This is a genomic window from Paenibacillus vini, from assembly GCF_018403325.1.
GTDB classification, from domain to species: domain Bacteria; phylum Bacillota; class Bacilli; order Paenibacillales; family Paenibacillaceae; genus Fontibacillus; species Fontibacillus vini.
This window is the reverse complement of sequence record NZ_BOSL01000003.1, coordinates 243,705-261,933: the sequence shown is the minus strand read 5'-3', so window position 1 is coordinate 261,933 and position 18,229 is coordinate 243,705. Positions and strand designations below refer to the sequence as shown.

Here is an 18,229-nt window from a genome sequence, read left to right as displayed (position 1 = left end):
TTTATTTTCCCCTCTCCATTCCTTATCTAGTATAGGGAAAGGATAAACTAAGTATTTAAACTGAATGTAAACAGCATGAAATCGAATTTAAAGATTTTCTACCTCAACGCTGATGACATGATCGATATGCCGCACAAAATGATAAATTTCGGTGGTGTATTCCCTTTCCGATGCGGAGATGACCATATCTACCCGTTGACGGCCTTCCTCAAGATCTTTAATTTTCAAGCGCCGAATCCGGTGCTGGTTTCTTTTCGCTCCCGGGCCGGTACCATCCTTACGCTCGATAATCCGGATGAGCTCCGCCACATCTCCGTGATCCCCCATCACGACCTTGATGGATACGTCGCGCTGATTCAACTTGTAGGGCCCGATCCATTTGATCAAATAAGGAATAAAGTTGACCGACAGAATCAGCAGAATGACCGCTAGAGCAGCCTCTATATAGAAGCCTGTTCCGATCGCAATCCCGATCCCGGAGGCGGCCCAAATCATCGCGGCCGACGTCAGGCCGGAGATTCCCTCATTACTTCTCCGAAGAATCGCTCCGGCCCCTAGAAAACCGATCCCGCTGACAATTTGCGCGGCCAGACGCATCGGGTCCATATTCGGGTGATCCGGACCGGCGAACTTTTCAAAGGCTTCGATCGAGACGATCGTAACCAGGCAGCTCGCGATACATATGACCATACTCGTTTTGATCCCCAGCGGCTTCTGTTTCAATTGACGGTCAATACCGATAAACAGACCGAATAATAATGCCATGCATAGCTTAAAAATCATTTCCAAATCGATCTGCTCCATAATACCTCTCCTTAAACATTATAGAGTGAGTATAAGTGTATTCCGCGGTTTTGCGCAAATGCACTTTACTCTACTTTACCCGCAAATCTAATAAAGTCTTTAATCATAAAAAAAACCCGCTCCTAGGACCGGGGGTAATGAATTGAAATTGGTTTATAGTCCGGCAATACGCCGGTAAGTCGTCTCGTCCGAAACAATATATAACCGTGCATCCGGGGGGATTAGCTGATCCAGTTTCCGGTTGATCCCCAGATCATTGCGATCGGCAAGCAAGGTCGCTCCCTGACTCAACAAATCCTGAAAAGCATCCCGATAAGTTTTCCAGCCTTGCTGAACCTTGACTTCATAAATATCATCACCATGCTGACGGCTAAGCAACTGACGAATCACATCCGAATTACCTTCCTGCAGTGCCGACCTTACGGCCAGTCTTGAAATGGCGTCATGCGACAAGACAAATTCATTGACCTGAACATAACGGAAATTCTGAATATTTTTTTCCTGCGTGATCTCTACCGTTGTATGTACATGCGGCGCAAGCCGCTCGATGCTGGAGGCGATGAGCAGAGATTTCCCGTCAATCAGCGACGCTTCTTCGATCCGCGAATCCGCAAATATAATAGCCGCTCTCGCTTTTGAAATGTTCGCCTTCTCCAGAATATCATCTGCCGCTGGATCTCCAGAGACGAAATGAACCTGATGCAGATGCTCCAATGGATGTTGATTGGATTCATCGATGATCACAATTTGGCTTTTCGGGGAGTAGCACAAAATTTCATCTACCGCCGATTGCGCTTTTTTGCTCCAGTTTATCAACAGGACATGTTCCTCGCCATGAAAGTTCAAAGTCCCGGCTCCTCTCTGCCGTTGAAGGCTGCCCAGAGAATCGATGACCTTCCCGATAACCAAACTGAGCAGGCCGATGCCAAAAATGTATAAAAAAATTGTAAATGCTTTGCCGAATTCCGTCTTCGCAAAATAATCACCATAGCCTACGGTCGCCATCGTTGTCATAACCCAGTACAGCGCATTAAACCAGTTTCCGAAGGTACCCGGTTCCAGCAGAAAAGCGATGGTCGCGCTGGCAACGATAAAACCGAGAATGATCAAAGCGATTGACGTTTTCCGTAAACGCATTAATTTCGTGGTAAATCTAAGAAAAAAATGCACTGGCCTGCCCCTCTCCCTGGTTGACCCTTAGATGATGAGGCTGCTGACCGCAAAGGCAGTCCCGATAAATACAAGACAAAGAAAGAGCCCCACGGCCACATTTCCTTGCTGCAAATGATCGGATACTTTAAACCCTGGGGTCACCAGTTCGAAGATCCAATAGGCTGCGATAAGGCATACGTATCCGACAGCAAACCATAGGATCATAAACCAGATCGACGTGTTTGTGTACGCAGCTACGCCCAAAATAATGGCCGTACCAATAAACTTTCCGCCCATAGCTAAAGCGGCCGCCTTGTTACCTTTTTTCAATTCTTCCATGTCTTTATACGGCGTCATCCAGCTAAAAATCACCATGCCCAGCAATTGCAGCCCGATAATGACAATTACGCTCACTATAATATTTATAAATACCATTACTTCGCCCACCCCCTAAATTTCGCAAAGGCCGAATCATAATCGGCAAAATCATGCACTTCCTCAAGCACGACGGAAGCTGTCTTCTTCTTCTCCAGGTCTTTATATCGCGCGTCATCAATCGGCTGCTTGATCCGGTTGCCGGTCGGCAGCTCCAGCACGGCGAAATTTCTCGTCTTTTTCTGGTATTCGGTCTTATACACACCAACCAGATCGACATCGGTCGTGACGGACACTTTCAATTCGGCGATATCCTTATCCGCCGCGGTCTTATCGGGATACGATTTAATCGTATTCCAGGCCGATAACCGGACTTCATTCTTCTGGTTTTCGTCCGTGGTCAATTCTGCATCCATAAACTGCAACACCCAAACTTTGTCCCCGGTTGCGTAATTGCCGTCATTCGGCAGCAGTTCATTGTCAGGCAGAACCGTCATATCGCTTCCGATCAGATCTCCGACGGTTCCTTCCTGAATGCGATAATCCCAAGGTACGCGTACCGTCGACAAAGAAGTTTCCGAGCCGGAGTCGGTATGAAATACGCTGGTTGAGTTACCGCAGGCGCTAAGCACCAACAGCAGAACCCCGGCCAATAATAGCCAAAGCGCTCTTTTGTTTCGCATTTATTTCACTCCCATCGCTATAAAATGACTGGCATTGCCCGTGATGGGGCCGCCCGCTCTGCCCAACAGGCCGCAGGGAGTCCCGTTGATAACAAACATGCCGGTCAGTAAATGAAGTTCTCCTACAGCCGTATTGATTTTCGCCAGCTCAGCCCGTTTCTGGTACACCGACGGAAACAGCACACTGCTGTCGAAGCCTTCTTGATCTTCGATTTCCAATTGACCTTCAGCGTCATACATGCGCACCGAACCGCCCTCGCGCCCAAACATCGATTTGGACACAAAGCTGCCCGAGAAAACCGGCTTATTGTAAGTAGGCAGTACATAAGCCGAGATGGCTTCTCTTTCCTTCTCATTGAACAGCAGGCCAAGTTCATACAGCCCCCACACGGCTGCCAATAAACCTTTCGATTGCAGCAAAAGGCTGTGCGGAGGATTAAACAGCGTAAGCCTCTCCGTCTCAATCGCAAACGCCATGGCTTCTCCGGCATCGTCTACGGCCATCCATTCCTTCGGATAAAGAGCAAACATCCTCCGGATGATTTCCCCGGATTTGTTCTTTAAATAGCCGTCATCAAACCAAAGCTCCAGACAATCCTCGCACGTCATTTCCCGTCCGCTGTGGCGGACAAGCGCTTCAATTGTCCCGGAATCCTCCATATGTTGGCCATAAGCCACACATGCTGCAGTATCCGGTTGTTCCACCGCCCATGCGGCGGCAACCAAATCCTTCATCCCCTTATTCGGAGATGATAATCCAGCCTGTTCCAGAATCCAAGGCGTAGCTATAGAAGATTCCACATAACCCGTCGGCGTATCTGCATTCAATTCGAGAAGCTTGATGCTGCCGTCATTGGATATCGCAAAGTCGAATCGCGCATACCGGCTGATCAACCCGGGTTCCGCCAGCTCAGTTTGATCCAGCAATTCCCACATCACCGGCGGAATGCCCAGCAATTCATAAAGATCCGGACGTCGATGAACATAGCGGACCGCTTTGTCCAGAATTCCCCATAACGCTGTTGCCGCTTTCTCCAACTCTTCATACAGCGGCTGCTTCATGAGTACAATCTGATCGATCCAATACTCTTCATCCTCTATATCAGCCCAGGTAAAACCCAGCTCAAAAAGCTGCTTTACGCGGGATTCCCGGTCGCTATGCGGAGTACCAATAACTTCAAACGCTTGACCGGTCATCCTCCGAAGAACCCTTTACTCGAACTTGATTTGGAACTGGACGATCCTGAAACGGAGCTCTTCGTGCTGGATTTCGAGCTGGATGACGAAGATCCCAGTCCGCTGGATTTGCCCCCGATGCCTCCCGGGCTCGACGACGTGGAGCGTCTAACAATCGATCCCTTTGTAGAAGTCGACGTTTTAGGCGGCACGACCGAGCCTGCTACCGGCTTGTTCTGGAAAGTACCGCTGGAATAGGAACGAGGCTTATATGCCGTATTCGTTCCGGTGTAATATCCGCCACGGCTTTTATGCCAGCCGCTTGAGGAATAATTCGAACCGCTGTTAAACAGCAAATGATACAGCAGCATATCGTCCCAGCCGAAGCCGGTTCCATAGCCACCATAATTGTTGATAACCGTCGTTCCGCCTGAAGCCGCGCCCGTTCCTCCCGTGTCTTCCTCCTGTTGCTCGCCTTGTTCCGCGAGCGGCAGCGGGAGATTCCAATCGACGTTCTTATCAAAATACGCCTTTACTTCTTCATTGGACCAAGCCACGAGTTTAGGTTCATCTCCGGCAGCGTCGCTGCCAGCGGCCGTAACAGCACCGCCAGGAACTAAAAATGCGTTCGCCAGCAACGCAATCCCTAGGGAAGTCGATAATACCCGGAGCGGCTTGCCATCCGGTGTAAACAGCTTCGATGTACCTTCTTCTTTCTTCTTGTTCTCTTCGTTAGTCAAAACAGTTCCTCCTTTCGGAGCCTACTCGTTCCGAACCGGTACGAGCAATAGCTCCAGTATCCCCTCGTCTACGTTCAACCGGCCTTCCACCGTTTCAAATTCACGTCCGCCCACGACGATATAATTTACATGCTCCAGCGCCGTGATCATCGCCGGACTCCATGCGCGCTGGTCAATTTGTTCAATATTTCCGTCAGACATTTTCTCAAACATTTTAACATTCATGCTGTTCTCCACACTGACCCATCCTTTCCAAATAAACGACTATTTAATGATACGAGGTTGACGTCCGATAGTTTCATCTCACAACAAAAAACAATACACATTTTACGGGAAGGATTTGTTCGCTGCTTGCTTGATCTTCCTCCGTTGTTCCTTGGTGCAAAAGACGGGAAATACGAGCGATAGGGCTATTGTTGCAAATACCATCAGTTCACCGGCCATCATCAAGGTCATCATTACAAATACCATATAACAAATCGGCGTAAAAAGAATAAATCCGGGAGCCGCAAAGATCGCGGATGTCCAGCCCGAATCGTTAATTCGTCTGAGCATCGACAGGTTCAGGCCGATTAAGCTGAAAATCAGCGGCCACACGAACAAATAGCTTCCGCCAGGCAAATATAAACAAGTTGCCGCGCTAAGCAGCAGCCAAACCAACAATGTCCCGCTCCAGACATTCTCCGCATGGTTGTATCTGGAAATCCACCGGATCAACAGCCATATGATACCGATTGTAACCGCCAAGAATCCGGCAAACCAATAAACGCTAATTATCGGGTCCAGCCCGATGACTCGTAACTGCTCCCGGCTGACGCTGCTGCGCACAAGGCTCCATGCAAGTGCTGCAACGCCGTATACCACTCCAAGCAGCAGGAGAAAGATGGCAGCACCGCCCAATGTGCCTTTAAGACTGATTTTGCGGCGGCTCATCCCGTGCCATAAAGTCAGCACATACAGTAATACTGTAAAGGCCAGGATCCAGATTGCCCAGGACTGAGGGTAGTGGACCATTTTCCAGCCGAAAATATTAAAATAGACAGCATCCTCTTGGCGAACATCCTTCAAATTCAGGTCTCCGAAATGCCGGGTTAAACTAAGCATATATTCGCCATGATGTTGAAGACTCGCCTGATCCAGATTCTCCGGCGTATCCAACTCGTCATGATAAGCATTAGCTCCCATGCCGAAAGCAAAATTCAGCCCTGCTAATCCTCCTTCTTTAAACACGGTCATATCCGTGTCGTTCGGCATCAATTTGTAAACATTGTATATCAGAGAGTATCCGATAGGATTCGGTGCGGCCTTGATGAATTCGGAGATCAGCCACCCGTTCCGGTCACTCGTCTCGAACATAAACGACGGACCTCGATTCCCGCGGGCCTCAAAGTTCAGGACAACTCCCGGCTCTCCTGCCCACGGATGTTCCGCCATAAACGCTCTGGCCCCGGTCAAACCCAGTTCTTCTCCATCCGTCATGAGCAAGATCAAGTCGTTCTTCAAGGGACCGGAGGTTTGCAAAGCGCGAACCGTTTCCAGCATGGCGGCAATCGCTGCTCCGTCGTCCGCTGCCCCTGGTGCTGCCGGCACCGAATCGTAATGCGCGGCAATCATGACCGGCTTGGTGTTCGCAGTGCCTGGAATCCGGGTTACGATATTTTCGAGATTGACCATCCCCGCTCCGTTCAATACCGCCTGACTTTTATGTATTTCCGGTGTTAAACCGAGTCCCTTCAGTTCCGACATTAAGTAATCTCGCACGGTATCATGGGCTGCCGAGCCTACTGGATGCGGTTCTTCGGCGATGATTTCAAGCTGTTTCATGGCACGGGCCGCAGAGAAATCTTCAGGCGGTGCGTTCAAATTCGCAGATTTCGGAGCCTTGATCTGCAGCAAACCGATAAGAATTGCGCCTGCGATGCACAGAATAATTAATGCACTCTGCAGCCATTTAAACGGTCCTCTTCGGGCTGCCAGACGCGTGTCGCCTAAGGATGTAGGCAAATAATCCAAAGTACCCCTCCTCAACAGGAATGATTGGAAAAATATTCTTCCACCATCATAGTCAACAACGGAGGAGTTGCCAAGCATTTTTCCCGCTCAAACAGAGCGGGTACGCCCTTCAAATCACATCCACCGCAAGCTCCCGCTCAGGATCGGATAAATAATCACAGCTGCCCCCAAAGCTAAGCGGAAGATGCCTTCAGCAAAGGAACCGGTGTCGATCGCCATAAATTTCGGAAGAAGACGAATTTTACGTTTCCATGGCCAGAACAGGGCGACTCCCTGCTCATTGAGCATATCGATTAATGAGTGCGATCCGTAAGCAAGGATAAACGTCCAGAACAACAATTCCGGCATCGCCGTCGACAAGCTGGTCAACAACAATATAAATAGAAGCGAATGTGTCAGCGTCCGATGCTTAACTTTAAGCAAATGCAAAATCCAAGATACCGGAAGTAATATCTTCGCCATGGTAGAGCCTTTCTTGTCGATATCGGCCAACGGTCCGACCAGGCATCCCAGAAGCAAGGCCGCGCCCGCCTCCCATGTAAGTAATGGCTGGTGATAATAAGACAGTACGCACTCGGCCGTCAATAAGCCGGCCAGGCTGTGTGTTTTCTGAAGCATATGTAAGTCCTCCAAGTCGTTTCTTGATGTCTCAGGTCATTATAGCATCGGGTTTATCGTAAAATATGTATTTTCATTATATCGGACAAGAACTAGTGTTCGCAATATGATATTTTGGCGGGAAAATAAAGTAACGGGAGTCTATTACTCTATTAAAAAATTAATATCCTTCTCAAAATAACAGTGGCAGCAGGAACTCGCGGGTCGAGTCCACTACTGCCACAAGCTTCATTTATACATTTTCTGTAATGATGAACGAAGCTTTGCTGCAAAGCATAGTATAGATTACTTATACAAAGGAGGAATCGCTGATCATGAGTCTTCAACATGGAAGTTACCAGCATAATGTGCTCTATCAGGCTGACAAACATCTGGTTCAAAACTTGCACGATGCAAGAAATCGGGTTCACCAAATCTGCAACCTGCATGCAAACAAGGTCGTTAAAATTGACACGTTAGACGGTCAAACGTTCGTAGGTAGAATCGTTAATTGTAACAGGGGCATATTGTACTTAGCAGTACGCAACCCCTATCATGGAACACAACGTGCATTTTGGGGAAGTCCTTTTAACAACGATGATGAACTCATTCTAACCTTAGTGCTATATGAATTGCTCGTTATTACTTTGTTATCTACTTAGAACGTTCTAAGAACAATGACCAACAAGATGTAAAGAACTAAAATTGTTGCAGTCGATGTAAACACGCCACCGTATCCTCCACCATTGCATTCACCCATTAATTTCCCCTCCTCAAGAGTAATTAGATTACACAAACATACTATGTAACTCCGTTTATCCTTGTATGGACTATAACCCATTTGCCATTTGATTTTGCATTTAAACTGAAAATATCTTCGCTCATTATAAAAAGGGCTATTCTGCAGGTGACGATCGCTCGCCATGTCAGAATAGCCCTTTGATTCAGAGGTTAAAACTGCCTCCGCGTATTTAATTAGAACTTGGCGGCCAGATCAGCAGCACGTTTTACGCCGTCCATAACGATAGCTTCGGCGCGGTCAGGAAACTGGTTGTGACCTTCAACAATCACGGTTTCCGGGTTCGTGATTCCCCAGAATGCAAGCGATGTGGTCACGTATTTCATCGACATTTCCATGTCCGCCATCGGTCCTTCGGAGTAAACTCCGCCGCGTGCTTGCAACAAAGCTACTTTCTTGTCGCCTACGAGCCCAACCGGACCTTCAGCCGTATATTTAAACGTTTTGCCAGCTTGGTTCAAGTAGAACATGTAAGTGAGCAACTGTGCCGGAATCGTGAAGTTCCAAAGCGGGAACGCGAAAACCACTTTGTCGGCGCCAAGAAATTGATCCAGGTAAGTATTCGCCAGATCGGCCGCTTTCTGTTCCTCCGGAGTCGTAGGAATATCTTTACCCAGTTTGAACAAGCCGGTCAGCATATCGTTGTCATAGTACGGCAGATCCGCTTCGAACAAGTTCAGCTCGGTGACCAAGTCATCCGGATGAGTTTCTTTATACGTTTTTAAGAAACTTTCATAAAGTTTAACTGTGACCGATTGATCAACCGGACGGTTATTTGCTTTAATAAATAATACATGTGACATTATAGATTTCCCTCCTGGTGTCTATATACTAACTATTATTCTAGTACTATATTATTTATAGTACAGGATGGAAATCGGCCTGTCAAATGAAGATTTTTACTATAGTTATATCCCCAAACTCGCTGAAGCAAGAGAATTCCTGCTGCGTTGAGCTGCGGAAGCCATATTTTTCAAGGCCGCTACAGTTTCCTCCTGGCCTCTTGTTTTAAGACCGCAATCCGGGTTGATCCAGAATAGTTCGGGATCCAATACCTGAAGCGCCCGGGAGATCATCGCGACCATCTCCTCTTCGGAAGGTACCCGGGGACTGTGAATATCATACACCCCTAGCCCGATGCCAAGCGGGTACGTATTCTCTTCAAAGCTGCGAATGAGCTCGCCGTGGCTCCGTGAAGTTTCGATGGAAATCACATCGGCATCCAGTGCCTGAATGGAATCCAGCATATCATGGAATTCGCAATAGCACATATGCGTGTGGATCTGTGTCGTCTCCCGCACCGTTGAGGTAGAGATCTTGAACGCCTTAACCGCCCAATCCAGATAAGCGCTTCTATCTTTCGGTTTAAGCGGAAATCCTTCCCGAAGCGCCGGCTCGTCGACCTGGATCATTGTGATCCCGGCTTCCTCCAGTGCCTCCACTTCCTTGCGAAGCGCGAGCGCGATCTGGTATGCCACGGTCTCTCTGGATATATCGCTGCGAACAAAGGACCAGTTTAGAATCGTGACCGGACCGGTCAGCATCCCTTTCACCGGTTTGGAGGTCAGCGACTGAGCGAACGCCGTTTCTTTTACCGTCATCGGCCGGTCGAATTCCACATCGCCATAAATCAGAGGAGGCTTCACACAGCGCGTTCCATACGATTGAACCCAGCCCCCGCGAGTAAATGCGAAACCGGGAAGCTTTTCCCCGAAAAACTCAACCATATCCGTGCGCTCGAATTCCCCATGGACAAGCACGTCCAGTCCGATTTCTTCCTGAATGTCAATCCACTTCTTGATCTCCGCCGCGACGAACTCATCATATTTCTCTGTTGACCATTCGCCCTTGCGCCATTTTTGTCTGGCAGCACGAACCTCTGCGGTTTGCGGAAAGCTGCCGATCGTCGTCGTTGGCAACAGCGGCAAATTCCATTTGGCCTGTTGTTTCAAGCGACGGCTGGAAAAAACGCTGCTTCGTTCCGATGGCTGGACAGAGATGGTGCTCACCGCTTCCTGAACTTCTCTCCGGCTGCGTGATGCATCGCCGGCCAATCGTTGTAAAGCCTCCTTGCTCTTAGCGAACAGAGCTGGAGCATCTCCTGTCTTCGCTGCAATGGATAAAGCGTTAATTTCATCCAGCTTTTCTTCCGCGAAAGCTAACGATTCTTGAAGGACGGAAGGCAGTCCATTCTCCGCTTGTGCCGATACCGGTACATGCAGCAGGCTGCATGAAGGTTGAATGATGTATTCAGAGGAACCCGGAATCAATGCGGCAATCGCTTCTAATAATACTTGCGCTTCGGGAAGATCGGTCCGCCAGATATTGCGGCCATCGATCAGTCCTATTCCGAGCGTTTTGTCCGCCGGGAATCCATATTGACGAAGCGCCTCAAGGTTCCCCGCTTTACCGTGCACGAAATCGAGACCGATTCCTTTTACCGGAAGACTCACGATTTGCTCGTAACGTTCCGCCGAATCGAAATAGGTTTGCAATAAAACCGCCAGTCCCGGAACTTCTTGTGCAATCGCTCCATAAATTTCTTGAACCAGCTCCAAATCCTCATCCGATACAGAGGTAACCAGCGCAGGCTCATCGATTTGTACCCAGGATGCTCCTTCTTCCTGCAGTTCACGCAAGACCTGCACGTACAAGGGCAGTAATTTGCGGCTCCATTCCTCGATACTAAAGGAAGGTGTCCCCTTGGACAGCTTCAAAAACGTGTACAATCCGAGCAGCACAGGTTTCCCCTCGATGCCAAGCTCAGACTTGGCTTCGCGATAAGCTTCCAGCGGTGTGTTTTTCGTCAATTCTGGTTCCCTTCCGCCAAGCTCAGGAACAATATAATGGTAGTTCGTATTGAACCATTTCGTCATTTCGCTCGCTGCGGCCGATTCATTGCCTCTCGCTATGGCATAATACGTGGCGAGCGGTACCGGGCCGCCTTTATATTCAAAACGCTCCGGAACCAGTCCGAACATCACCGTCATATCCAGGACCTGATCATAATACGAAAAATCACCTACCGGGATCAGCTCGATCCCTTTTTCCTGCTGAAGTCTCCAATGAGTCCTGCGAATATCGGAAAGGCGGTCGTGAAGCTCCCCCTCGTTAATTTTCCCGTTCCAGAACGCTTCAATCGCTTTTTTCCATTCCCGTTCTCTGCCGATTCTTGGAAAGCCTAGATTACTACTGACATACTTACTCATCGAATTCTCCCCTTTTTCCCTTTAAAATTTAACAAAGCTATGCATTTCCTATGTCCTCGCGGTGCGCAAAAAAGGCCCTCTCTAGTCAATGCTAAAGAGGACCTTCGTGTATATGTGCGATGGCTTTCATCTTTAACACCTCCCTATCTCCCGTAGGTACAGCAGTGTTGCTAGAATAGGCAGGTCTCCTGGCTTCAGAATCATCACCCGATGCTGCCTTCCCAGTGTTCTTGAACACCAGTGGCTATGATTGCATCTCGGCTTCTCTGTTACAGTGGCGGGACCGCGCCGGCATTTGCACCGGACTTCCCTTTTAAGCTTCAACCGCGGCTGAAGCACCTATTCCCACAATTATGAAGTTGTGAAGTTCGTTTCACTAATCTTACAAGATGTGCAATTATTAATCAATACTAACTTTGTCGGAATTAAATGCTGTTCTAATAATTATCCCTTACTGCCTTATTCAACATCCCGATGCAGCGATCCAGATCCGTTTTCACCTGCTTTTTGTAAAGTTCGGCTTTCTCCGTACCGTCATCCGTAAATTGATACAGCACAATCTCCTGGAAATCCACGCTGGGATCGCTGCCTTTAAGCTGCTTGGTCCGAAATAATACGCCTTCCTGCACTAATTCGTGCAGAGCCCGATAAATTTCGCTTTGCGGAGGAACGTAACCGAACGGCGCGAATTCTTGCTTCAACTCCTCAAGCATTTGATAACCGTATCCCCGGCGCTGCTCCACTTTTGTAATTAAAAATAGCTTGATATATGCCCTTTGGGCGATCATAAATGCCATGTTGACACCTCCCGTTACAAGAACAATATAGCTCAACTGTGAAAATTTCACAATAGTGGCTAGATACGTGAAAAATATTATTTTTCTATTGTGAATTTTTCATATGTTGAAATAATATTAACAGGCTAATATTTGGCCTCAATTGTTACGATTTTTCGACATGCGTATAAATGTGCTTTCCGTCACAAGGGCTATTTCGGTTTGCCTTTAGTCTTAAAATATAAAAATTTAAATATCTCTCCGTGAAAGGAGCTGCGCCTATGAAATATGCAAAACCCGCCTTTCTGGTCCTTTCCTGTCTGGTCATCATCCTGGCGGTCTGGTACCCCTCCCCGGCTATTCCGGCCGAAGAAACGGGCTCCGAGCAAGAAGTTGCTGTGGTTAATCAACCTCCGGTTGAGCCGGTCATCCGGCGTGACGGACAGACTGTCCATATAGAAATGACAGCCCAAGTGACCAATGTGGAAATTTCGGAAGGGGTTTTCTATAACGCATGGACCTTTAACGGCACGGTGCCTGGCCCGGTAATTCGGGTCAAAGAAGGGGATACGCTCGATTTCACGCTGAAAAACATGGACCCCGACATGCCCCATTCGATGGATTTCCATGCAGTTCATGCAGCCCCGAGCAAAAAATTCATCGACGTGATGCCGAATGAACAAGGAACTTTTTCTTATCCGGCTACGACGCCCGGCGTCTTTATGTACCACTGCGGTACAAGTCCGGTTCTGCTCCATGTAGGCAACGGAATGTACGGAATGATCATCGTCGAACCGAAGGCCGGGTATGAAAGCGACGCCGAGATCGACCGGGAGTATACAATCGTTCAAAGCGAGTGGTACAGAGAGCATGACGAAGAGGCGTTCATGAATGAACCGCCGGAATATGTCGTTTTTAACGGTGATGACTTTACGCTCAAGGAACACCCTCTGCTCGCCAAAGTTGGGGATCAAGTCAGATTGTACGTCGCCAACGTAGGACCTAACGAAGTGTCCTCCTTCCATGTCGTCGGCACCACGATGGACCGGGTGTATATCGACGGAAATCCGAAAAACTTGATGTTCGGGCTGCAAACGGCCATGATTCCGGCAGGCGGCGGAGCGGTTGTCGAATTTACCGTAACCGAAGAAGGCGACTATCCGATCTTGACCCATCAATTGAAAGACGCCAACAAAGGAGCGTCGGCCATTTTGCGGGTTACCGCGGACGGTAAGGATCACGGAGAGCCATCCACCATGAGCCATTAACAAGAGTCAAGCTTTCTAAACCAGAAATACATGTGACAGAAATCACAATGGGTCTGAATGTGCGTTTTATAATGAAGAAGAGGTGATTCATGATGGATCGAAAAGATGCCAAAATCGTTGAATTGGATGTTAGAGAGCAGCTACGTAACAAGCTGGAGCCGTTCCAGCTCATTATGGATACCGTCAAAACGCTGGAATCGGACGATATTTTTGTCTTGCACGCCACGTTCAAGCCAACTCCATTGTTGGGCTTCCTCAAAATGAAAGGCCTCGTCGGAAAAGCCGTCCAGCAGGATGACAAGGAGCACTGGATTACTACCTTCGTAAGCAAAAAAAATAAACAATGGCTCGACGAGTCGAATTCCGAGGACCTTGCTTCCCAGGATACGATAAACCAAGCATCAACAGAGTGCAACGGACCCGTGCCTGAGGAACGGCAATCCAAGCTGATCGAGCTTGATAACCGAGGCCTAGAGCCCCCGCAGCCGATGGTAAGAACGCTTGCCGCGGTGAATCGCTGCAAGCCCGGAGATCAGGTCCGGATCCATAATGACCGGGTACCCGTTTTTTTGATCGAGGAATTGAACAGTCTGGGCTGCCCTTTCACTGTTGAAGAACAACCGGATGGATCGGCTATCGTAACTATCACAAAAGCATAGGGGGTTGAACATCGTGTCAAAAATGTCCCGCCTCCCTTTCCTGTTTATTATTACGGGCATATTCGGATTCATATTATTCCATGCCACCTCGCTGATGTCGTTGACCGCTTGGATCGGCGATGACATCCGGGGGCCGGCCGGCTGGTTTCACGTTCATCTGTTTGTTCTGGGATGGGCATCCATGCTCGCTATGGGAGCAGTCTACCAGCTAATCAACGTAATTTTGCAGACTACGATTTATAGCGAACGGCTGGGTTATATCCACTACTTCTGTTTTACGATTGGACTATTCGGGTTACTGTTCGGCTTTATTCAAGGAGAGATTTCTTGGATTGCCGGATTTGCGACTCTCGCATTTATCGGGCTGGTTCTGTTCGTTTGGAATATGGCATGTACCTTGTTCCGCGCGGCCAAGTGGGATGCGATTACAATCAGCACTACTTGCGCCGTTTTTTACCTGCTGCTGACCGGTCTCTCCGGCATGACCATGGGGCTTGACTTCGCCACCGGCTGGTTGGGCGATCCGCATGAGAACCTGTTCCACACACACATCTGGCTCGGAACGCTCGGCTGGTTCGGTCTTTTGATCACCGGCTTTAGCTACAAGCTGTTGCCGATGTTTTACTTGTCGCATGAATATGACACCCGCCTTCAATGGGTAACGCTCGGATTATGGAATCTCGGCGTACTGCTCGGAGCTGTTTCGCTCCTCATCGGGACGACGATATGGCTGACCTGGACCGCCCTGGTCATCATTATGCTGGCGCTGATTGCCTACAATATCCACCTGCTGCAAATCCGCAATAAGCGGCATAAGAAAAATCCTGGGGCCGGAATTGGCTGGACGATTTACGGGAACCAACTGTTCGCGGTGTTTGCCGCGGCTCTTCTGGTGAAGCTTGCAACCGCCCCTGATCAACTGATGGACACACGAACGATGCTGATGATCGGCTGGGTCTATCTGAACGGCTGGGTATCCTTTATGATTCTCTGTTATGCTTCCAAGATCGTTCCGTTCCTTTGGTGGACCCACAAATACGGCAAGCAGGTCGGAAAGCCGGGTACACCGGTCATGGCCGATCTGTTGAATGAGAAAAAAGCAAATCTCGGGCTCACGCTTATCGCATGCACCCAATTGGCCGTTCTGGTCGGCATCGCCCTGAACTCTTCGTGGGTGATTGCCTTATTCGGCGCCTTGTTCTCACTAGTCTCGCTTGCCTATATTGCGTTGATTGCACTCGTCTTCTCCCGTTAATCCCTTGATCCAATAAACTATATTTTTATGGAGGGCTCAAAAATGGACCGCACTGCACAAATTCGCGAAATGCTAAAAGAAGTTTATGACCCCGAGCTGGGCGTCAACATTGTCGATCTAGGGCTTGTCTTCGACATCCGGGATCTGGGTGATCAAATTTATGTACAGATGACACTCACTACCCCGGGATGCCCGATGCATGACACGATTGTCGGGGGCGTCAAATACGTGATAGAGGATCAGTTGAACGTCGCTGTCGTCGATGTCGATCTGGTCTGGGAACCCCGTTGGTCCCCGGAAATGATGTCACCGGAAGCCAAACGCGAGTTGGGATTTTAAACAAAAAAAGCACCTGCAACGTGCGAAAGCCGTTGCAGGTGCTTTTTTACTTTTCTCCCTTGCTGAACTAAAAAATCAATTATATAGACTGAGTTTAGAAATTGATGCAGGCAAGGGAGTAAAATGATTCCGTCAGAAGCGGAGCGTTCGCCTTTGGTTCCGGATTTCTACCCCTTAAGAATTTATAATATCAAGAAATCTGGAACCAACAGCGATCGAAGGAACATTTTACGTACTTGCCACCATCAGTTCACATTAGCTCAGTCTATATTTTGCCCGCATTGATTATTTAGTTCAGCCCATTCCCCTTTTATTTGACGATTAACTTCCCTGTCATGGCCTTATGATTTTTGCCGCAAGAGATATTACAGGAAAACACAAACTCCCCCGTTTTATCCGCTACGAACGTAATAGTCTTTCCGCCTCTTACTTCCTTATTGTATCCCTTAATTTTCAGCGAGTGCATGCCTTGTTCGTTTTTGAGCGTGATCTTTACGGTATCCCCCTGCTTGACTTTAATCTCCGTCATATCATAGCCCGTGCTGCGGGCGTGAACTGTAAATTGCTTAACAGGACCTTTCCCGGCCTGACCTATAGCATTTTGATCTCCAATCTTACCGCAAGCCGGCAGTACGACTAAAGCCGCTGTAATGGCGAGGGCAAGAGTGCGTTTCGTTAATTTCTCGATCATACGGCTTCCTCCTTTTACAGGTAAACACCTCTAAACTTATTGTATGATGCCTCTTCCTCCCCGCTTGTGATTCCCATCACAAATGAGTCGTTATCGTTTTATTCGCGTACTTAATCCAAGAAAAAGCCCCTTTGCACATTAAAAAGCAGGGTGGATCTTGATCCACCCTGCTTACAGAGGCCTTGCTTAGCCTTATCTAATTTTACAGCATTGTTTTGATTTCATCCTTGATTCCTTCGGATTGTGGTCCAAATACGACCTGAACAGCACCTTTGCCGAGCCTCATAACCCCGGAAGCACCAAGCTTTTTCAATCCGGCGTCGTTTACAATCTTCTCATCTTTAACGATAAGACGCAGACGTGTGATACAAGCATCCACGGATTCGATGTTGCTAGGTCCGCCAAGTTGAGTCAAGATTTGAGCAGAACGGCTGTTTGAAGATACAGCTCCACCAGAAGTTGTTTCTTCTTCTACAACCTCAACATCATCAAAATCATCTTCACGGCCCGGTGTTTTCAGGTTCATCTTCACAATAAGGAAGCGGAACAACACATAGTATACCAAGGCGGTGACGAGACCCACTGGAATGAGTAACAGCGGTTTTGTAGAAATTCCGTAGTTTATCGCATAGTCAATGAAACCGGCCGAGAAACCAAATCCAAGTTTCATGCCAAGCGCGGTAGTAACATACGCTGCGATACCGGATAATACGACGTGCACACCATAAAGAACAGGAGCAACGAACATGAACGCAAATTCCAGAGGTTCAGTAATACCCGTCAAGAAAGAAGCAAATGCAGCACCCACGAAGATAGACGCAACCGTTTTACGTCTTTCTGGTTTAGCTGTATGGATAATAGCGAATGCTGCTGCTGGAAGACCGAACATCATAACCGGGAAGAACCCTGTCATGAACATACCTGCTGATCTGTCTCCCGCGAAGAAACGATACAAGTCACCATGAATAACATCGCCTGCAGCGTTCGTGAAGTCGCCGATTTGGAACCAAACGATCGAGTTAATAATGTGATGCAGTCCAAATGGTACGAGGAGGCGGTTAGCAACAATATGAATTGCGGATCCTACCCCGCCAAGGCTTGTAACCCAGTTGCCGAAGGTATCCAGAACACTTTGAATCGGCCCCCAGATCAAACCGAAAATCAAACCAACGAAAATCATTGTAAAAGCGGTGACCATAGGAACGAAACGTTTGCCTCCGAAGAAGCCGAGCCAATCCGGAAGCTTGATCTTATGATATTTATTGTATAGAAAAGCTGAGATACAACCTACAAAGATACCCCCGAGAACACCCATGTTCAATTTAGTATCCGCGCCTGCTTGCATTAAGCCCGGAAATATTCCCGGTACGATAGCAAGCACTTTAAGTAAAATTAACTGTCCAATGACGGCTGACAAAGCCGCAACGGCGTCACCCGCAAGCCCGATCGCAACACCGACTGCAAAAATTAAAGGCAGGTTGTCAAAGATCGTGCCCCCGCCCGCAGTCAGAAACGGGGCGATGTAAGTATTAAAGAACCCCCCAACACTATCTCCGAAGTGAAAATCTTTGATGTAATCAACGGCGCCGAAGCGATTCAGGATTGCTGCCGCTGGTAACGTTGCTACCGGTAGCATCAATGACTTCCCGATTTTTTGAAGAAAAGCCAACATTCCAAATCATCCTTTCCTTTT

General features: G+C 48.3%; 19 protein-coding genes and 1 riboswitch. Of the genes, 4 read left to right on the top strand and 15 right to left on the bottom strand.

The window, feature by feature from the left end:
- Positions 1–87: 87 nt before the first annotated feature.
- The 13 genes from KJS57_RS06985 to KJS57_RS06930 form a co-directional block, all read right to left on the bottom strand.
- Complete coding sequence (locus KJS57_RS06985; protein ID WP_211021483.1) at positions 88–804, bottom strand: MgtC/SapB family protein; 717 nt, start codon at positions 802–804, stop codon at positions 88–90.
- 153 nt (positions 805–957) lie between these two features.
- On the bottom strand, positions 958–1,974 hold the full coding sequence (locus KJS57_RS06980; protein ID WP_213654195.1) for a potassium channel family protein: 1,017 nt from the start codon (positions 1,972–1,974) through the stop codon (positions 958–960).
- Between the two features lie 27 nt (positions 1,975–2,001).
- On the bottom strand, positions 2,002–2,391 hold the full coding sequence (locus KJS57_RS06975) for a DUF350 domain-containing protein (RefSeq protein WP_211021481.1): 390 nt from the start codon (positions 2,389–2,391) through the stop codon (positions 2,002–2,004).
- Complete coding sequence (locus KJS57_RS06970; protein ID WP_211021480.1) at positions 2,391–3,014, bottom strand: hypothetical protein; 624 nt, start codon at positions 3,012–3,014, stop codon at positions 2,391–2,393. Before KJS57_RS06970 ends, KJS57_RS06975 begins: the two co-directional genes overlap by 1 nt.
- Positions 3,015–4,211 carry a glutathionylspermidine synthase family protein gene (locus KJS57_RS06965; RefSeq protein ID WP_213654194.1) on the bottom strand — a complete coding sequence of 399 codons (1,197 nt, stop codon included), beginning with the start codon at positions 4,209–4,211 and terminating at the stop codon, positions 3,015–3,017. It lies immediately after the preceding gene.
- Positions 4,208–4,930 (bottom strand): hypothetical protein, encoded by a 723-nt coding sequence (locus tag KJS57_RS06960; protein WP_213654193.1) that lies wholly within the window; start codon positions 4,928–4,930, stop codon positions 4,208–4,210. The genes KJS57_RS06965 and KJS57_RS06960 overlap by 4 nt, the downstream gene beginning before the upstream one ends.
- A 21-nt stretch (positions 4,931–4,951) precedes the next feature.
- Positions 4,952–5,167 (bottom strand): hypothetical protein, encoded by a 216-nt coding sequence (locus KJS57_RS06955; protein ID WP_213654192.1) that lies wholly within the window; start codon positions 5,165–5,167, stop codon positions 4,952–4,954.
- Positions 5,168–5,257: 90 nt separating this feature from the next.
- Complete coding sequence (locus KJS57_RS06950) at positions 5,258–6,943, bottom strand: M20/M25/M40 family metallo-hydrolase (protein WP_244861433.1); 1,686 nt, start codon at positions 6,941–6,943, stop codon at positions 5,258–5,260.
- A gap of 114 nt (positions 6,944–7,057) precedes the next feature.
- On the bottom strand, positions 7,058–7,561 hold the full coding sequence (locus tag KJS57_RS06945; protein ID WP_211021475.1) for a metal-dependent hydrolase: 504 nt from the start codon (positions 7,559–7,561) through the stop codon (positions 7,058–7,060).
- 637 nt (positions 7,562–8,198) lie between these two features.
- The gene (locus KJS57_RS26400; RefSeq protein WP_244861432.1) at positions 8,199–8,300 is read right to left on the bottom strand and encodes a YjcZ family sporulation protein; all 102 of its coding nucleotides are present in this window, start codon (positions 8,298–8,300) and stop codon (positions 8,199–8,201) included.
- Between the two features lie 215 nt (positions 8,301–8,515).
- Positions 8,516–9,142 carry an FMN-dependent NADH-azoreductase gene (locus tag KJS57_RS06940; protein WP_211021474.1) on the bottom strand — a complete coding sequence of 209 codons (627 nt, stop codon included), beginning with the start codon at positions 9,140–9,142 and terminating at the stop codon, positions 8,516–8,518.
- A gap of 105 nt (positions 9,143–9,247) precedes the next feature.
- Entirely contained in the window at positions 9,248–11,548 is a 2,301-nt protein-coding gene (gene metE / locus KJS57_RS06935; RefSeq protein ID WP_213654190.1) for a 5-methyltetrahydropteroyltriglutamate--homocysteine S-methyltransferase, read from the bottom strand.
- Positions 11,549–11,709: 161 nt separating this feature from the next.
- A riboswitch (cobalamin riboswitch) is annotated at positions 11,710–11,906 on the bottom strand.
- Between the two features lie 79 nt (positions 11,907–11,985).
- Entirely contained in the window at positions 11,986–12,345 is a 360-nt protein-coding gene (locus KJS57_RS06930; RefSeq protein ID WP_213654189.1) for a replication termination protein, read from the bottom strand.
- Between the two features lie 260 nt (positions 12,346–12,605).
- On the opposite strand from KJS57_RS06930, the gene KJS57_RS06925 reads away from it, so the two are divergent.
- The 4 genes from KJS57_RS06925 (at position 12,606) to KJS57_RS06910 (ending at position 15,845) form a co-directional block, all read left to right on the top strand.
- Positions 12,606–13,592, top strand: coding sequence for a multicopper oxidase domain-containing protein (locus tag KJS57_RS06925; protein ID WP_213654188.1), 987 nt, complete (start codon positions 12,606–12,608; stop codon positions 13,590–13,592).
- A gap of 92 nt (positions 13,593–13,684) precedes the next feature.
- Positions 13,685–14,251, top strand: coding sequence for a DUF2249 domain-containing protein (locus tag KJS57_RS06920; protein WP_213654286.1), 567 nt, complete (start codon positions 13,685–13,687; stop codon positions 14,249–14,251).
- A 22-nt stretch (positions 14,252–14,273) separates the two neighbouring features.
- Positions 14,274–15,506 (top strand): heme-copper oxidase family protein, encoded by a 1,233-nt coding sequence (locus KJS57_RS06915; protein WP_244861440.1) that lies wholly within the window; start codon positions 14,274–14,276, stop codon positions 15,504–15,506.
- Between the two features lie 42 nt (positions 15,507–15,548).
- Entirely contained in the window at positions 15,549–15,845 is a 297-nt protein-coding gene (locus tag KJS57_RS06910; protein ID WP_211021469.1) for a metal-sulfur cluster assembly factor, read from the top strand.
- A 310-nt stretch (positions 15,846–16,155) separates the two neighbouring features.
- Here the strand turns inward: KJS57_RS06910 and KJS57_RS06905 are convergent, their stop codons facing one another.
- Together KJS57_RS06905 and KJS57_RS06900 are read right to left on the bottom strand one after the other, a co-directional pair.
- Positions 16,156–16,536: a cupredoxin domain-containing protein gene (locus tag KJS57_RS06905; RefSeq protein ID WP_213654186.1), complete on the bottom strand. Its 381-nt coding sequence runs from the start codon at positions 16,534–16,536 to the stop codon at positions 16,156–16,158.
- 202 nt (positions 16,537–16,738) lie between these two features.
- A complete protein-coding gene (locus KJS57_RS06900; protein WP_211021467.1) occupies positions 16,739–18,208 on the bottom strand; it encodes a PTS transporter subunit EIIC in 1,470 nt (489 codons plus the stop codon).
- Between the last annotated feature and the right edge of the window lie 21 nt (positions 18,209–18,229).

Excerpts from the sequence above, each read along its gene's own strand:
- KJS57_RS06910 (WP_211021469.1), top strand. The coding sequence starts at position 15,549 with ATGGACCGCACTGCACAAATTCGCGAAATGCTAAAAGAAGTTTATGAC.
- KJS57_RS06925 (WP_213654188.1), top strand. The coding sequence starts at position 12,606 with ATGAAATATGCAAAACCCGCCTTTCTGGTCCTTTCCTGTCTGGTCATC.
- KJS57_RS06965 (WP_213654194.1), bottom strand. The coding sequence starts at position 4,211 with ATGACCGGTCAAGCGTTTGAAGTTATTGGTACTCCGCATAGCGACCGG.
- KJS57_RS06905 (WP_213654186.1), bottom strand. The coding sequence starts at position 16,536 with ATGATCGAGAAATTAACGAAACGCACTCTTGCCCTCGCCATTACAGCG.
- KJS57_RS06975 (WP_211021481.1), bottom strand. The coding sequence starts at position 2,391 with ATGGTATTTATAAATATTATAGTGAGCGTAATTGTCATTATCGGGCTG.
- KJS57_RS06920 (WP_213654286.1), top strand. The coding sequence starts at position 13,685 with ATGGATCGAAAAGATGCCAAAATCGTTGAATTGGATGTTAGAGAGCAG.
- KJS57_RS06900 (WP_211021467.1), bottom strand. The coding sequence starts at position 18,208 with ATGTTGGCTTTTCTTCAAAAAATCGGGAAGTCATTGATGCTACCGGTA.
- KJS57_RS06930 (WP_213654189.1), bottom strand. The coding sequence starts at position 12,345 with ATGGCATTTATGATCGCCCAAAGGGCATATATCAAGCTATTTTTAATT.
- metE (WP_213654190.1), bottom strand. The coding sequence starts at position 11,548 with ATGAGTAAGTATGTCAGTAGTAATCTAGGCTTTCCAAGAATCGGCAGA.
- KJS57_RS06945 (WP_211021475.1), bottom strand. The coding sequence starts at position 7,561 with ATGCTTCAGAAAACACACAGCCTGGCCGGCTTATTGACGGCCGAGTGC.
- KJS57_RS06915 (WP_244861440.1), top strand. The coding sequence starts at position 14,274 with ATGTCCCGCCTCCCTTTCCTGTTTATTATTACGGGCATATTCGGATTC.
- KJS57_RS06970 (WP_211021480.1), bottom strand. The coding sequence starts at position 3,014 with ATGCGAAACAAAAGAGCGCTTTGGCTATTATTGGCCGGGGTTCTGCTG.
- KJS57_RS06985 (WP_211021483.1), bottom strand. The coding sequence starts at position 804 with ATGGAGCAGATCGATTTGGAAATGATTTTTAAGCTATGCATGGCATTA.
- KJS57_RS26400 (WP_244861432.1), bottom strand. The coding sequence starts at position 8,300 with ATGGGTGAATGCAATGGTGGAGGATACGGTGGCGTGTTTACATCGACT.
- KJS57_RS06940 (WP_211021474.1), bottom strand. The coding sequence starts at position 9,142 with ATGTCACATGTATTATTTATTAAAGCAAATAACCGTCCGGTTGATCAA.